13 protein-coding genes and 3 pseudogenes are annotated in these 14,960 nt (G+C 41.3%); 4 read left to right on the forward strand and 12 right to left on the reverse strand.

The window, feature by feature from the left end:
- Nucleotides 1–54 precede the first annotated feature (54 nt).
- The 6 genes and pseudogenes from ABFG93_RS05965 to ABFG93_RS05990 all read right to left on the reverse strand — a co-directional run.
- Nucleotides 55–204 (reverse strand): YvrJ family protein, encoded by a 150-nt coding sequence (locus ABFG93_RS05965; RefSeq protein ID WP_347552770.1) that lies wholly within the window; start codon nucleotides 202–204, stop codon nucleotides 55–57.
- A gap of 72 nt (nucleotides 205–276) precedes the next feature.
- Nucleotides 277–495 (reverse strand): DUF2922 domain-containing protein, encoded by a 219-nt coding sequence (locus tag ABFG93_RS05970; RefSeq protein ID WP_347551463.1) that lies wholly within the window; start codon nucleotides 493–495, stop codon nucleotides 277–279.
- Between the two features lie 37 nt (nucleotides 496–532).
- Entirely contained in the window at nucleotides 533–751 is a 219-nt protein-coding gene (locus ABFG93_RS05975; protein ID WP_347551465.1) for a DUF1659 domain-containing protein, read from the reverse strand.
- Nucleotides 752–951: 200 nt separating this feature from the next.
- Nucleotides 952–1,545, reverse strand: coding sequence for a TetR/AcrR family transcriptional regulator (locus ABFG93_RS05980; RefSeq protein ID WP_347551467.1), 594 nt, complete (start codon nucleotides 1,543–1,545; stop codon nucleotides 952–954).
- Between the two features lie 168 nt (nucleotides 1,546–1,713).
- Nucleotides 1,714–2,132 (reverse strand): annotated as a pseudogene (locus tag ABFG93_RS05985) (NAD-dependent alcohol dehydrogenase); the annotation flags it as partial.
- A gap of 50 nt (nucleotides 2,133–2,182) precedes the next feature.
- Nucleotides 2,183–3,019, reverse strand: a pseudogene (locus tag ABFG93_RS05990) (aldehyde dehydrogenase family protein); the annotation flags it as partial.
- 662 nt (nucleotides 3,020–3,681) lie between these two features.
- Between ABFG93_RS05990 and ABFG93_RS05995 the strand changes: the two are divergent.
- A complete protein-coding gene (locus ABFG93_RS05995) occupies nucleotides 3,682–5,250 on the forward strand; it encodes a sodium:solute symporter family protein (RefSeq protein WP_347552771.1) in 1,569 nt (522 codons plus the stop codon).
- 94 nt (nucleotides 5,251–5,344) lie between these two features.
- On the opposite strand, the gene ABFG93_RS06000 is transcribed toward ABFG93_RS05995, so the two are convergent.
- Nucleotides 5,345–6,970 (reverse strand): sulfatase-like hydrolase/transferase, encoded by a 1,626-nt coding sequence (locus ABFG93_RS06000; RefSeq protein ID WP_347551469.1) that lies wholly within the window; start codon nucleotides 6,968–6,970, stop codon nucleotides 5,345–5,347.
- A 272-nt stretch (nucleotides 6,971–7,242) separates the two neighbouring features.
- On the opposite strand from ABFG93_RS06000, the gene ABFG93_RS06005 reads away from it, so the two are divergent.
- The gene (locus tag ABFG93_RS06005; RefSeq protein ID WP_347551471.1) at nucleotides 7,243–8,715 is read left to right on the forward strand and encodes a flavin monoamine oxidase family protein; all 1,473 of its coding nucleotides are present in this window, start codon (nucleotides 7,243–7,245) and stop codon (nucleotides 8,713–8,715) included.
- Nucleotides 8,716–8,824: 109 nt separating this feature from the next.
- On the opposite strand, the gene ABFG93_RS06010 is transcribed toward ABFG93_RS06005, so the two are convergent.
- From ABFG93_RS06010 to ABFG93_RS06025, 4 genes are all read right to left on the reverse strand, one after another.
- A complete protein-coding gene (locus tag ABFG93_RS06010) occupies nucleotides 8,825–9,304 on the reverse strand; it encodes a site-2 protease family protein (protein WP_347551473.1) in 480 nt (159 codons plus the stop codon).
- Nucleotides 9,305–9,718: 414 nt separating this feature from the next.
- Complete coding sequence (locus ABFG93_RS06015; RefSeq protein ID WP_347551475.1) at nucleotides 9,719–10,306, reverse strand: SDR family NAD(P)-dependent oxidoreductase; 588 nt, start codon at nucleotides 10,304–10,306, stop codon at nucleotides 9,719–9,721.
- Nucleotides 10,307–10,414: 108 nt separating this feature from the next.
- Nucleotides 10,415–10,642 carry a hypothetical protein gene (locus ABFG93_RS06020; protein ID WP_347551477.1) on the reverse strand — a complete coding sequence of 76 codons (228 nt, stop codon included), beginning with the start codon at nucleotides 10,640–10,642 and terminating at the stop codon, nucleotides 10,415–10,417.
- On the reverse strand, nucleotides 10,620–12,176 hold the full coding sequence (locus ABFG93_RS06025; RefSeq protein ID WP_347551478.1) for a sodium:solute symporter family protein: 1,557 nt from the start codon (nucleotides 12,174–12,176) through the stop codon (nucleotides 10,620–10,622). The genes ABFG93_RS06020 and ABFG93_RS06025 overlap by 23 nt, the downstream gene beginning before the upstream one ends.
- Nucleotides 12,177–12,568: 392 nt before the next feature.
- On the opposite strand from ABFG93_RS06025, the gene ABFG93_RS23030 reads away from it, so the two are divergent.
- A complete protein-coding gene (locus ABFG93_RS23030) occupies nucleotides 12,569–12,769 on the forward strand; it encodes a BCCT family transporter (RefSeq protein WP_431522078.1) in 201 nt (66 codons plus the stop codon).
- Nucleotides 12,766–13,473: pseudogene (locus ABFG93_RS06030) on the forward strand (BCCT family transporter); the annotation flags it as partial. The gene ABFG93_RS23030 and the pseudogene ABFG93_RS06030, both read left to right, overlap by 4 nt.
- Nucleotides 13,474–13,627: 154 nt before the next feature.
- Here the strand turns inward: ABFG93_RS06030 and ABFG93_RS06035 are convergent.
- The gene (locus ABFG93_RS06035; RefSeq protein WP_347551480.1) at nucleotides 13,628–14,947 is read right to left on the reverse strand and encodes an alpha-glucosidase/alpha-galactosidase; all 1,320 of its coding nucleotides are present in this window, start codon (nucleotides 14,945–14,947) and stop codon (nucleotides 13,628–13,630) included.
- Between the last annotated feature and the right edge of the window lie 13 nt (nucleotides 14,948–14,960).

Here is a 14,960-nt window from a genome sequence, read left to right on the forward strand (position 1 = left end):
AGAGAGGTTCATCCTGATGAACCTCAACTACTTTTCCACGGGGTAACCCGTCTTTTAATTTGAACGGTTCGTGTTCAAGTGATCTGGCAGCTGTAGAATCGTATCGTTCAGCGTATCGAGCTTCTGTTCAATGCGATGTAGCAAATACAGCGTGACTACAATCGGAAAGCCAACGTCGCTGATCAGTGTCATCCAGGACTCCATCATTTCCCCTCCCTGTTCGTTTATGGTTGGCCATCGTGAAAGAGGAAGGACTACTGTCCTCCCTCTACTCAATTACCCGATCACGATGTCGTTCTCATTACGCTCGATGATACGAGCGCCTTTCTTCGCGACAATATTACCACCACTTGTACTAAAGCAATTCTGTGCGATCACAGCATCCATCGCAGCAGAAACCGCTACAGGATTTACAAGTTCAACTGGATCGCTCAGTGTGATAGAGAACGGTTTGTTGAACGCGGTGTTGAATTGAAGCTCAAGTGTTTTAGCCATTGAGGATTACCTCCTTTCTAGTAGAATAGGTTTTCAATTACGCTTGAAGATCAGATGAATCATTGCGCTCAACTGCGAACAGGCTGTGCTGCTGTAGTGGTGCTAGTGCCTGTGCAACTGCGAAAATCGAATCTGTTGTTGCGGATGGCTTGATGTTGTTGAAGTTCTTGCTGCGAAAGATCGTCTTGCCGTTTTCATCAACGCCAACGTCCAGAACCATACGAGGTTGCGTTTCCATGAGAGATGCTGTTGCCATGTGAATCACCTCCTTTCATCCTATATATCGATTTGAAAGTGGAAAAAGGGGCATGGTGCAAAAAAAATCTCCACACAAAAAAGGCCGATCCCTGAAATGGAATCGACCTCTCATCGTACTGAATGTATTGTAGTGTTATATGAAGTAATGATCAGTTGACTTCTCCCCTCTAATGCAGGCAGTACTAGAGGAGTACATTTCTAACAGCCCTGAACCCCGCTCCAAAAAACTACCCAAGCGTTACTAAGGCGCTCCTCATGCTCCCCTTCAGAGTAATAGAATAATTGTTCAAACGTTCCATCAAGAAGGCAAAGATAAGCATCAATGACTTTATCTTCTTCAGCCTGAATATCACCTCTTTGCTTCCCATCCTTCACAATTTCAATTAATACCTCTGTTAAGGCTTCTTCAGATTTAATAAATTGTTCATTAAGTGTATCTTTCACTTCTAACGGCGGAAAGAGCATGAACCTCTTAAATAGAAGGCCAAGGTCTTCATTTTTCAGATAAGTTGAATTGTCTTTCAACAACCAATATAACTGCTGTTCCGTAGTCATATTACTATACTTATCAACTTTTTCCCTTAGAAATTCCCGGTAATCGCGATTCACTTTCTGGAGCATAGCAAGAAAGAGATCTTCCTTACTATCAAAATGGGCATAAAGTGAGGGTTTCTTAATTCCAACTATTTTTGCAATTTTGCTGAGCGATGTACCTTCAAACCCGTTTCTCGCAAACAATGGAAGAGCTGCTTTTTCAATTTTTTCAATAATAGGGGTAGTTGCTTGTGGCATATATGGGTCACTCCTTTAGTCAGGATTACAAATACTCTCTAGTACTTTACTATATTAATTCTATTTCGTAAAAAGCTGTTCCATATGTAAACACCGTTCGAAGCAAGTTCGAACGGTGTTTTTAAACTTATATAACTATTTATCTATTAGAAAGAATACCGACATTAATTAAACTGTTTTTGGAATAAGATCAAAACAACGTTTGTAGATCCATTCGTAATCTTCTGCTTTCAAATCACGTGGATTCCCTACTGTTTGTGGATCTGTCATAGCTTCATTAGCAAGACGAGGGATCATGTCTTCAGATACACCCTGCTCTTTAAGGGGTGGTACTTCAAGTTCTTCAACCATTTTAATGACCCTTCCGGTTAAACTCCATAACAGGTCCAATCATAGCCGCAACGCATTGTCCGTAGGCAACAGGAATTGTATAGCATTCATCGCATGTGACAATGCATCGTTCCTGTCATAGCTGTTACATGCAGAGGCATGGATACATGGATTTCAGGATCAACGATCGTTAAATGAGCTGCGATGAGTGGAGCATCTGTATTAAATTTAAACTCACGATCCACATCTGTGATGACAGGATGACAGCCCACTGGTTATAGATGTTCCTCCTTAGGAAATTTAAAGTTTATTTAAACCACTTGATTGGTTCGGGTGCAGTATTCTGGTAAATATGCTTGGTTTCTGTATATTCTTCAAAGCCTGCTGTTCCTAATTCATGGCCTATTCCGGATTGCTTATAACCGCCCCATGGCGCCTGTGCGAAATAAGGATGGAAATCATTAATCCAGACCGTCCCCTTACTTAATGATGCAGCGACTCTCTCAGCCTTATTAATATCACTGCTCCAAACTGCCCCAGCTAATCAGCCTGTTCCTCAGATTCAAAATACTCAATTGTTAATACCGGGCCAAAACCTGTTCCTGAACGATTCGCATGGATGTATCACATTCTGTGAAAACTGTAGGTAAATAGAAGAAACCTTCTTGAAGGTCAGCATCTTTCGGGCGGCTTCTCCCAACAACTAGCTTTGCTCCTTCACGTTTACCAATTTCGACATATTGCTCTACTTTTTCACGATATTCAGCTGAAATAAGTGGGCCAAATTGCGTGTCATCATCGAATCCATTGCCAAGCTTGATTCGCTTAACACGTTCAGTTAAGGCATCGACAAATTTATCATGAATCGAATCTTCTACTAGCAATAGTGCTCCTGCTGAACAAACCTGTCCTGCATGAAAATAAGCAGCATTAAGTGCCTGATCGACCGCAGTTTCAAAATCACCATCAGAGAATACGATATTGGGATTTTTACCGCCAAGCTCAAGTGCAATTTTCTTGAAATTATTACTCGCTGCTTGCATAATTTTTCTTCCTGTATTTAATCCACCAGTAAAGGAGATTAAATCAACATCGTTATTCACTGCTAATTCATTCCTACAGTTGTACCAGCGTCTAGAACTAAATACCTCCTGCCCTAGAGTTAAGTTTGTTAAATTATTTCTTAACATTTTTAATATTAATGCTAACATTTCAATTTTCCTCTGTCAAAAGGTTTAGCAAGTTTAATTTTAGTCTCCTATTCGGAATGAGAAGAATGGTGTCCCTATCCATTTGACATCAAAAGTTAATCATGTAGTATTTATATTAAATGCGTTAAGAAAATATTTAACACACTTAATTTTCGAAATAGAAGGTTGGTGAAAAAGTGAAAGAGGCGAACGATAAAGCACAAGAACAACTAGAACAAGCAAAATCGGTAGTCATTCAATCAATTTCTAAAACCATGGATTTGTATGGTAACCCCTTCAGTTAATCGAGATTATAGAAAATAACGATGTTGATGAAGAAATTAAAGAAGAAGCCCAAAATCATTACAATTTGTTAGCGTGCTCACAGAAGTACTACGAATCGTTAGAAAGACTGGTGATCAGCTTCCGATCAGGTGAATGTTTCGATTTTTTGCCTATTGAAAAGGAAGAATAAAATGTAGGATAAGTATCCCGTGGCAGGCAGGGATACGCCTGAAAAAGCTGACCTAAAACTATTTATATGAGGTGAAGATATTTGAGTAAACGAAAAGGGAATCTACTAAAAGTAGGTACATTTGTAGTAGCGATCTTAGCTATGTTTGTTTATTTAGGAACCACAAGCTCTAATGTTAACTGGGGATCTTTTATTGCCATGTTGGTGTTCTACGGGGTTATTTATTATATCGGGGCATTTATGGCCAGCAACAAATCTGAATCGGCATCAGATATGATGGTTGCTAAACGCTCGTTACCCCTATGGATCTCAATGTTTACAATGGCTGCCACCTGGGTTGGAGGCGGTTATATATCCGGTACGGCAGAATCTACATATTCCCTTGGATTAGCATGGGCACAAGCCCCATGGGGTTACGCGCTGAGCTTAATCATTGGTGGTATCTTTTATGCAAGAAAAATGCGTCGATACGAATTTATGACAATGATTGACCCGCTTGAACAACGATACGGAAAAAAAGTTGCCGGTATTCTATATATCCCAGCATTATTAGGAGAAGTCTTCTGGAGTGGCGCCATTCTAACAGCTTTAGGAACCACTTTTGGAACAATTCTTGGACTGGACTTTCAAACATCTATTATTCTATCAGCTATTATTGCCGTAGCTTATACAGTAGTTGGTGGTATGTGGTCCGTTGCTTTTACCGATGTGTTTCAGATGCTTGCTGTCATGATCGGTCTTTTCTTAGTCCTTCCTTTTGCCCTTTCAGAAGTTGGCGGTTTAAGTACCGTGTGGAACCACTATCAAACTGACATGGGGAGCTACGCGAGCCTCTTTCCTCCATTGGATGGATGGAAAGACCCTGAGTGGGGTAACTATTATTGGAACTGGTGGGATTTTGCGTTGCTTCTTATCTTCGGAGGTATACCTTGGCAGGTATATTTCCAGCGCGTTCTTTCAGCTAAATCTGAGAATACCGCAATGTGGTTATCGATCATAGCAGGAATCATCTGTATTATTGCAGCCATACCAGCAGTTATTATTGGTGCGATTGGATTAGATACAGATTGGGCAAGTCTTGGTGTAAATGCCCCTGATAATCCATCAATGATCCTCCCTTATGTCTTGCAATACTTAACACCTGATATAATTGGTGCAATTGGGCTTGGAGCTCTCGCCGCAGCCGTTATGTCATCGATGGATTCTTCCATTCTATCAGCCTCATCTATGGCGGCATGGAATATCTATCGCCCACTAGTCAAACCAAATGCATCAAGCGATCAACTTAAAAAAATGATTAAACGTTCAATCATACTTGTTGGAATTGCAGCAACCATCATTGCTTTGAACGTTCAAAGTGTTTATGCATTATGGTATCTAGCCGCAGATCTAGTTTATGTTATTCTATTTCCGCAGCTCACAACTGCACTGTTCTTTAAAGATGCAAATAAGTATGGTTCGATCGCCGGACTAGTGGTTTCATTCTTCCTGAGAATAGGAGGCGGAGAGCCGATCATTGGGCTCCCAATCTTCCTGCCATATCCAATGATCGAAGATGGATTAGTACTGTTTCCATTTCGAACGCTAGCAATGGTTGCTGGATTGTTGACTATTATTGTTGTATCTAAAATGACCAAGGAAATGTGTCCACCTAAACCATTGTTAATGCCAGAAGAAAGAGAAAACGGAAATGAGAAAATCGCTTCATAGGATTATTGGTGCCTGTCACCACCCGGTATTTATCAATAAATGTCGAAAGAGGAAGAGCGTCTGCTCTTCCTCTTCTTTATGTTTACACTTAGAATTATATGGCAGCATTTGACCTGGCGTTTCTACTGATCGGAGATAATTTTTTCTGGCGACATTGTTCATTAAGAACTAAATTTAAGAGCTTCTGTGCTTCCTTCGATTCGGGTGTTTCAAAGGCGGGATTCGCTAGATTCTTCTCTTCAAGTGGATCTGTTGTCAGGTTATACAATTCAAAATGATCAGCAAGCGGTGGTGATTGGGTAGAAGTTACACGTAAAGAATTTTGTTCGTGAGCATCCGATAGAACCGTATCGCTTTGCTCGACCGTTACAACTTCTCCACCTGGATTATTCCAGAATTGCGGGTTCCAACAGTACCGGGAATATTTCCAGATTTCCTTCTGATGATCTCTTCCGGTTTGAAGCTTGGTGATTACCGCTTCGACACTGTTTGGTTGAGTTACTGCCTGGTAAGGTTTGTGTGTGGTAACGGCACTCGAAATGTCATCATCCGTCATAAAATAGAGCGGTTCATTTGCCCTGTAGAATCTCTTCCTTCCTGATAGAAGTGGAGTAAGATCGCGTCCTACCAGAGAACGAACTTCTGGATGATCAAAGCACAGCAATCCTTGAACTTCTTCTTCATCAATTCCCGCCAACCCTAAAATCGTCGGTAGAACATCCACATGACTTGTAAGCATCTCTGTACTCTGTCTTCCTGAGAAAAGGGCTGGACTGTGGATAATCATTGGAACATGAATCGACTCTTCATATGTGTTGTACCATTTTTGATACACCCCACCAGCTCCAAATAACTCCCCATGCTCTGATAAAAAGATAACGATTGTATCTTGGTAGAAAGCAGACTTCTGCAGAGCTTGTAAGACCTTCAGCAATTCTTGATCAGCCTGCTTCTGCAGTGAATAGTATACCTGTTGATAGAATGGTGTGTCGATTAGGGATTGAAGTGCTTTTGGACACGTATTGCGATAGCTCTCCTCGGCGGTTGTTTTCATACTCAACGATTCACCGACAGTTGGTATTGGAATGATTGGATCGGAAGGATGGGCCTCGAAGTTAGATAAGGGGCTTTGCTCTGACGGGACGCCAATTGAAGTTATATTAAAGGGATTAATGAACGAACCTATTATCATCCATGGGGTTGTATCCGACGTTTTTCCTTTCTCAAGCGATTGAAGTAATTCTACAATTTCAGTAGCATAGGTCGCATTCCGATCACTTATTTCAGTTGCTGCTGCTGACCCAGAATTACATGGAATAATGATATCTTCACCAGAGAGGTGCTTCTTTTTCCCCGAGTACAGTCGGTAACCTGCTTTACGTAAATAATCTCCCACGGTAGGAACAGTATTTTGAACAAATGGGGTTTTCGCCGTACCACCCGTTTGCGTTACACCATGAAGTGATGGATAATGCCCCGTACAAAGAGTGGTCCTACTCGGCAAACAAGCAGAGCTACCAGCGTAGTGCCTTTTGAACTCAAAACCATTTTCTCGTAAAAGTTCCTGTGTGACCAAGTTCTCTCTACGCCATTCCTTCAATTCCTTGTTTTCATAAACAGAAGGGTACCTTTCTTGATCAACTATAAGGATAAGAAAGTTTGGCTTATTGCATTGGTTCGCAAAAGGAGATTTGTGCGACTTCGAGTAATTCCCCCCCATTATTCCATTCCCTCCTTGACGTGGAAAAGATGAATTCTTCTCCGCAATGTTAATTGTTCAATATTATATGTTTCCGCCTGTTGTGCGGTTCATCGTGCAAACAGTTTAGACATTTCGCTACTCTCCTATTCTTTTTTGGGCCTTATTTATGGAAGTTAATAATTGCTTGGCTCTACATAACCTATTTTTCTATGACATATCTTTAGAGTGAACCTTCCATTAAAGGAGGATTTTACCTGTCCTAATGGATGGAATAATAAAGGCAGGTGTATATGGTGGTCAAACCGTTTTCTTCATTACGTTATCCAGAAGACTTGCTCTCCCTTATTCGAAATGGATTAACAGAAAGTTCGCAGAAGAAGTCTGTTATCATAATCGGTAGTGGACTATCTGGATTAGTTGCAGCTTCGCTGTTGAAACGAGCTGGCCATCGTGTAACGATTTTAGAAGGTAATGATCGCGTTGGAGGCAGGGTTTACACAATTAGAAAGCCTTTTTCGTTAGGGCAGTATTTTGATGCTGGAGCGATGAGAATTCCAGATAATCACGCCCTTGTATTCGAATACATTCGGCACTTTCACCTACCAGTGATCCGTTTCAATAACTCCTCGCCTGAAGATTTAATCTATGTGAATAATGTTCTTACCACCAAAAAGGAATATGAAGAGAATCCAGATATTCTGGAATTTCCTGTGGATGAAAGCGAGAAAGGAAAAACTGCGACTGAGCTTTTTCTTAAGGCGACGCAACCATTTATTGATCTTTATCAAAACAGCACGCCGGAACAGCAGGAGAAGTTAGTTGCAGAGTACGGAGAATATTCGATGGGAGAATTCCTGCAATATAATCCAATCGGAACACCATTATCGCTTAATGCCATCCGAAGTATTGGGGTCATGCTAGGAATTGAAGGATTCCCTGGGTTTTCTTTCATTGATATTTTGACCGACATCATTTATCCCATTTTCAGCAAGACGACCAAATTTTACCAAATACATGGAGGGAACGATCGGTTACCTTACTCGTTTGTAGACCAACTCCAAGAAGATCTATATTTGAATCAGAAAGTTGAGAAAATCGTCCAATTAGAAAACGGAGTCAAAGTAGCAACGCGAAACCCACATACAGATGAACGATATCGTGTAAAAGGTGATGTTGCTATTGTGACCGTTCCGTTCTCAGTACTTCAGTTCATTGACATTGTCCCTTATCATTCGGTTTCCTTCAAGAAGTGGCAGGCCATTCGCGAGCTTATTAATGTACCAGCAATGAAAATTGCGATTGAATTCCGGCGCCGTTTCTGGGAAACGAATCATGTTGGGAATGCTATATCTGACTTACCAACCAGGTTTAGTTATGTCCCTGCCCATGGTGTAGGGTCACCAGGCTCCGGGGTCTTATTAGCGAGCTACAGCTGGGGACAGGATGCTGTCCTCTGGGGGAGCTTACCTAAGAAAGAGCTGACAACGTTCCTGCTGAAGGATCTTGCGAAGATTTATGGAAGTGAGGTCTACACGGAATTCATGCAAGCTGTTCCCTTTAATTGGGGCAGCAATCCCTACTCTGCAGGCTGCTTTACACTTTTCACACCTGGGCAGGAAGAAAATCTTGGGCAGGTGATCAGTCAGCCAGAAGGAAGACTTCACTTCGCAGGAGAACACACCTCTTCCTTCCATGGATGGATGGAAGGAGCAATCGAATCTGGAATTCGAGTAGCGTACGAAGTAAATGCTCATGAGACGTGAGTGCAGCGGGTGCGGTTGCTTTAGGTGCCTGTCGGTGGTGCTTCGGTGCCTGTCACCACCCGCTTACCACCCGCTTTATGTCCTAATTCGTCGAATAATGAACGAACCCCTAGTCGATTGGATCCTCTGCCTTTCCATAACGAATAACGTCATAGATCGCCATACCATCACTTGGTTTCCCATCTTCGTTCTTATAAGGCATTAACGAGAAGAAGATAAAATAGAAAGAGAAATAAACAAATTGTTTAAAGACTAACGCTTCTGGCAGTACATTAGTAAGAATTAAATAATTAATAATCAAGATTAATACTAAATTAAACAGACTACCTGCTAGATAGATAGACACATGTGACCAGGTTTTGTCGTAGGTTAGTTTGTCATACTGACACCAACCTTCCATGAAGTATTTCTTTCTTACTTCAAGTGGACCGATACTTAAGATTCTTTCCCCTGTGCCAATACAGAATTTAATTTTCCCACCAAACAGCCTTGCGACAAGAACATGCCCTAGCTCATGTACTAGCGTAACGATCGGTAAAATCAGAAAAAAGTTCACAAAGAACATTGGTATATCACTTAACGTAAACATTTTATTACCTCCATTTTTTGGTGTGAGGGGTCAGACACGGGTCTGATCCCTCACAAGAAATAAAAAAAGCCGAAAAGGAATGAATCTCCTTTTCGGCTTATGTCTGACTCTAATTGTCCAGCTCATTGCTACCTTGTATGTGGTTTGGTCTTGCTTATCTTATATTTCTAGAGAAGTCTCGGGAAGTTTATCCGAGTCGCCTTCTGAATTTATTTATAATTAACAGTCCAATAGTCAGGTCTCCTGCGACCATTCAACTGAAGAATCACATTCAGTTCTATCATTACTACTAACTAACATCTATTGCACTTTTTTAAGACCAAACATTCTATTTCAGTCCCAGTTTCCCATTGTAACTGCCTAACCCCAGGAATTCAACTGTAAGGGGTCAGACACGTGTCTGACCCCTTCACCTTAAACATCAGCAGACCCAAGCGTCATCCCGCCATCTACAACAATTTCTGTTCCTGTACAATACGAGCTATCATCAGAAGAAAGAAATGCGATCGCTTTGGCAATTTCAACTGGCTGACCGATTCTCCCGAGAGGAATATAGTTATAAAAATCAGGAACTCCATTCCCCTGTGTTGCCATTTCTGTTTCAACACCTTGCTGCTGCATCTCCATCCTTGGAATCACAGCCTGCATACCAAGGAAAACACCAAGTTGATTCACATTTATCATCTGTTGATCAGTCATCGAGATCTCTGTAAACGGTTTGCGGTTCAGGTACCCGGCATTATTAACCAGCACATCAATTTTGCTGAACTGATCTACCACTTCATTCACTGCAGAATCCCATTCTGATTCTTTGGTCACATCTAACTGAACTGGATAAGCCCGATTTTCTCCAATTGCCTCTGCCACTTCCTCAGCACTTTCATAACGACGGGCAGCAACTACCACCAAGCCCTCTAATGAAGCAAGGTGCTCAGCAATCGCTTTCCCCTGACCGCGATTGGCACCTGTAATAAGAATGACACGATCTTTTAAGTCTGACATAACGCTCTCTCCTCACATATTTATATGAAGATTACTCTATCACACAATAAGAATAGACAAAAATTAAAAAGACGACCTCCCATCCAAGGATGCCGCCTTCTGTTTTACTTATTCTCTTTGCTGAAAGAATTCGACGATCGGCCTGCATGCAATGTAGAAACCAGCAACGATCAGCCAACCGAATGATACATACGTCCATCCTTTGAAAAACGCCAGGCTATAATCGTATCCTGTAACAAACATGATCCCCGGAAAAATAATGATGAATACCGCCGTCAATCCGAGCGCCCACCTCGTACATACCTTTGCGTCTTTATTCAGCTGCTCTTCTTTCAAAACCGAATCCCTCCCCTTCGTCAACAGTTTCTTCTTCATCAAAGCTTTTAAATTTATCTTTTAGACTATCAAAGTCAAATTCCTTATTTGCTATCAAACCGTGACCAATTGAAATGGTTCCACTCACCAGGAATACAGTGATATTTCCGAAGAACATCGGCTGCAGTTGCCCTAATGACGTGACACTAATTTCTCCTACAAGAAGATTTGCAGATGTAATCCAGACTGTGACGCCACTAATTAAACCAAATAGCGCACCATAAAAAGTTCCACTATTTGTAGCCTTCTTCCACAATAATCCCAGTGTGACCGGTATTACCGCTCCGCTCACGAAAATTCCCATTGCCATGTAAACAAAACTCAAGCTGATTCCTACATAAAACAGCAGGATTGAGACTAATCCCATCATCAATCCAAATCCAAGCGTCACTTTTCGAGATACACTTAAGAGTTTTTCACTACTAGCTTTTGGGTTGATTGAGTGACGATAAATATCCGTCACAATGATGTTCGTAATGGCCGTCAATTCGGCAGCACCTGTAGACATTACAGCCATAAATAACATGGCTAAGAAAAGAATCGAACCAACACTCCCTAGTAAATGAGCTGCCATTTCTGGAGCAATTGAATCAGGAGATCCAACAGTTATTCCTAATCCTGCGGCACTAACACCTAGAAATGTTGCAATCGCGAACGGTATTGAAAACCATGCAAGACCACCATATATGTATGCTTTAGAAGTTGCACTGTCTTTACTCGCAATGGCACGCTGCCAGTAGGCCTGGTCAACGAAAACGGCTCCAAAGTTTCCTATAATGTTAATCATTCCAAAAAATAATCCTGATACAGATGCCATTGTGAGCATAGAGGATGACTCCGGTAATTGGCTTAGCCCTTCATATATCGGACTAATACCGAATTTCACATAAATGGTGACGGCGAAGATGGTGAGGATCACAAAGATCATTACCGTATTAAAATAATCCGCAATAAAGGAAGCCTTCAAACCACCAATCATTGTATAAACTGTAAAAGTTAAAGGAATTAAGAAAGCTGCAATAAATAAGTTCATCCCTGTTAACGAATTCAAGGCAATGGCACCACCTAGAATAACCATTGCTGTAACAAGTATATTCGTCATCAACGCAAAGACCATCATCAAGCGATGATTTTTAATATCAAAGCGTTGGCCGATAAATTCAAGAAAAGTGTGAGCATTCGGAGCCCTTCGCTTTAATTGAATAGCTACAATGGCAAATAACAGAACTTGAATACAAGCACCAGCAGCATACCAGTAAGGTCCACTAATCCCATACTGATAACCAGTAGCTGAGGACATCATCAATGTGGCAGCCCACGTCCATGCCGCAATAATCGAAGCACTCGTTAACCCAACTCCCACGCTTCTTCCCGCTGTACTGAATTGCTCCGCTGTCATTGTTTGTTTCTTTTTCCGTTGCATTAGGATCGTCACAAGAGTAAAGAATATTCCAAAAATTAATAACAGAAAGTAACCAACACTAGATGGTAGCATAATTCCCCTCCAACATTTTGAATTACAGGCTACTTTAGTATAATTTCTGTTAATCTTCTACAATCATGTAAAATAATGTTACATCAAATTTTGTTATTTTTACTCTATTATCGACCTGACTGTAAGATTACCTAACAAATCAGAAAGAAGAAGAGGTAAATGGGGGGTCAGACACGTGTCTGACCCCCCATTTACCCCTAAAATGCCTTCTAGATGGTGGAATTAAGCGATTAATCAGATTAAAGTATTACGCTTTACACCATACTAATGGTGGTGGTAGAGTAAGTAATTGTGTTTTAAAAAGAGATTAAAGGAGTCATGAACAATAAAGAAGAAACTGGGCGAATTGATTGGCCGTCTTTGGAATAAGCGGTGGGGTTCTTGTCCTCTTCGTGACTCTTGCACTTTTCGATATTTCATTACTTGAAAACCTCGTTAGCACTAGCTTTGCCTGGTCAGCGAAATATTTCGGAGCTTTCTTGCAAGTATTAATGCTGGCAACGTTCTTCGTTGGATTAGGATTGGCGTTCTCTAAGTATGGAAAAATAAAATTAGGTGGCTTAGATAAACCTGAGCTAAGCCTCTATAAATGATCTTTATCGTTATCTTTGGGCCGGGTGGATTTATTTTTGACCACTTTATTTCCGGCTTTGGCGTTTACGTGGATCAATTCGTTACGATGAGTACGTTCCGTGCCGACACAGGCTGGCTTTCATTCTGGACAGTCTTCTTCTGGGGCTGGTTCATCGGTTACGGTCCGATGATGGCGATTTTAATGAGCCGTATTTCAAGAGGACGTACAATCCGAGATATCATTATTGCGGTATCCATTTTCGCACCGGTCATTTCAACATTCTGGTTTACTGTTCTTGGCGGATCAGGTATCTTCTTTGAACTATCGAACCCCGGTTCGATTTCAGAAGCGTTGAATGCAGCTGGTAACCCAGCAGCTATGTTTGCGATTACGGAGCAATTCCCGCTCGCAAGCGTTATTTCACCACTTTTCTTGATCTTAACGATACTATTCGTTGTGACGACAAGCGACTCGATGTCGTATACGATAGCAATGGCAGTTACAGGTGAAGGAGACCCTCAGAGATGACTTCGCGTTTTCTGGGCAATTCTTATGGGTAGTGTAGCCGTCATTCTTTTAATTACAGGCGACAATGGTATTACTCAACTGCAGAACTTTATTGTTGTAACAGCCGTCCCAGTATCACTCATCCTCTTACCAATGATCTGGCTGGCACCGAAAGTGGCGAAAGCAATGGCGAGAGATCAGAAAATCATTAAATAATAAATGTTTGAAGGCGCACCTGTTGGGTGCGTCTTTTTTGGTGCCTGTCACTCCCCGAAATTCCATGAATCATGTCGAAGGAAACCATCTAAATCATTAAAAAGGAACACTCTTCTCTCGGAAGAAATGTTCCTTTTTTCTTGCTCTTCACTTCTTATTTCAACACAGACTCTTTATAAAACGTTGGAAGCCACTCACCATGCGCTTCGATCAAGTCATCACAAAGTAACACGATATCTTCCATGGAAAGCTCAGCAGCAGTATGCGGATCGAGCATAGCAGCCTGATAAATATGTTCACGCTTACCGGTCATAGCCGCTTCAATGGTAAGAAGCTGCGTGTTTATATTTGTACGGTCTAGTGCTGCCAATTGTTCAGGAAGTTCTCCTACATAACAAGGGGTAATCCCACTACGATCTACAAGACAAGGAACTTCTACAACAGCCTTCGTTGGTAAATTACTAATCAAACCACCATTGTTTAAAACATTACCATTAATTTTGAACGGGACGTCCGTCTCCATCGCTTCTATAATATAGGATGCGTATTCATGGGTTCGTTCATGAGTCAGGTTCTGGTTATTTACGATATCCTCTCGCGTTTTCTCCCACTCTTCAATCTGGCTAACGCACCTGTGAGGATATTCATCCAGCGGTATGTTGTACTTATCGATCAGCTCAGGATAATTCTTTTTAATAAAGTAAGGATGGTATTCTGCATTATGCTCTGAAGACTCTGTTACATAATAACCAAACCGTTGCATCAATTCGAAGCGTACCATATCATCGTGCTTTTCTTTCTGTTTCTCAATAGCGCGCTTTTTGATTTCAGGATACAGGTCTTTCCCATCCCTTGTTATCTCTAGAAGCCATGCAAGGTGGTTAATTCCCGCTACCTTCCATTGAACATTGTTAGAGTCCATATCTAGAGATTTAAATAATTCCGGCACACACGCCTGCACACTGTGGCAAAGTCCTACAGTTTTGACGCCGCCATAGCGAAGCATCGCACCAGTCAACGTCGCCATCGGGTTAGTATAATTTAAAAACATAGCATCCGGACAAACTTCTTTAATATCTTTTGCAAAATCAAGCATAACTGGAATCGTACGTAGCGATCGAAAGATCCCTCCAATTCCAATTGTATCGCCTATCGTTTGCCGTAATCCGTACTTTTTGGGAATTTCAAAGTCAATTACAGTACTCGGCTTATAGCCACCTACTTGAATGGCATTAATCACGTATTTAGCGCCACGGAGCGCTTCTTTTCGGTTTGTATACGCCTTTACTTGAACACTGCTACCCATGCTTGCCTTTAGATTAATCAACATATTTTCAGAGTCTTTTAAACGCTGATCATCGATATCGAACAGAGCAAGTTCAAATTCTTGAAGAGCAGGTGTTAGCATGCAATCACCAAGAACATTTTTCGCAAAAACAGTACTTCCGGCCCCTAGAAATGTAATTTTAGACATAACTCATTCTCCT

Origin of the sequence: Pseudalkalibacillus hwajinpoensis, assembly GCF_039851965.1 — a bacterium.
GTDB classification, from domain to species: domain Bacteria; phylum Bacillota; class Bacilli; order Bacillales; family Guptibacillaceae; genus Guptibacillus; species Guptibacillus hwajinpoensis_E.

Bases quoted from the DNA above. Each gene is read 5' to 3' on its own strand.
- ABFG93_RS05965 (WP_347552770.1), bottom strand. From the start codon at position 204: ATGGAGTCCTGGATGACACTGATCAGCGACGTTGGCTTTCCGATTGTA.
- ABFG93_RS05970 (WP_347551463.1), bottom strand. From the start codon at position 495: ATGGCTAAAACACTTGAGCTTCAATTCAACACCGCGTTCAACAAACCG.
- ABFG93_RS05975 (WP_347551465.1), bottom strand. From the start codon at position 751: ATGGCAACAGCATCTCTCATGGAAACGCAACCTCGTATGGTTCTGGAC.
- ABFG93_RS05980 (WP_347551467.1), bottom strand. From the start codon at position 1,545: ATGCCACAAGCAACTACCCCTATTATTGAAAAAATTGAAAAAGCAGCT.
- ABFG93_RS05995 (WP_347552771.1), top strand. From the start codon at position 3,682: ATGTTTGTTTATTTAGGAACCACAAGCTCTAATGTTAACTGGGGATCT.
- ABFG93_RS06000 (WP_347551469.1), bottom strand. From the start codon at position 6,970: ATGGGGGGGAATTACTCGAAGTCGCACAAATCTCCTTTTGCGAACCAA.
- ABFG93_RS06005 (WP_347551471.1), top strand. From the start codon at position 7,243: ATGGTGGTCAAACCGTTTTCTTCATTACGTTATCCAGAAGACTTGCTC.
- ABFG93_RS06010 (WP_347551473.1), bottom strand. From the start codon at position 9,304: ATGTTTACGTTAAGTGATATACCAATGTTCTTTGTGAACTTTTTTCTG.
- ABFG93_RS06015 (WP_347551475.1), bottom strand. From the start codon at position 10,306: ATGTCAGACTTAAAAGATCGTGTCATTCTTATTACAGGTGCCAATCGC.
- ABFG93_RS06025 (WP_347551478.1), bottom strand. From the start codon at position 12,176: ATGCTACCATCTAGTGTTGGTTACTTTCTGTTATTAATTTTTGGAATA.
- ABFG93_RS06035 (WP_347551480.1), bottom strand. From the start codon at position 14,947: ATGTCTAAAATTACATTTCTAGGGGCCGGAAGTACTGTTTTTGCGAAA.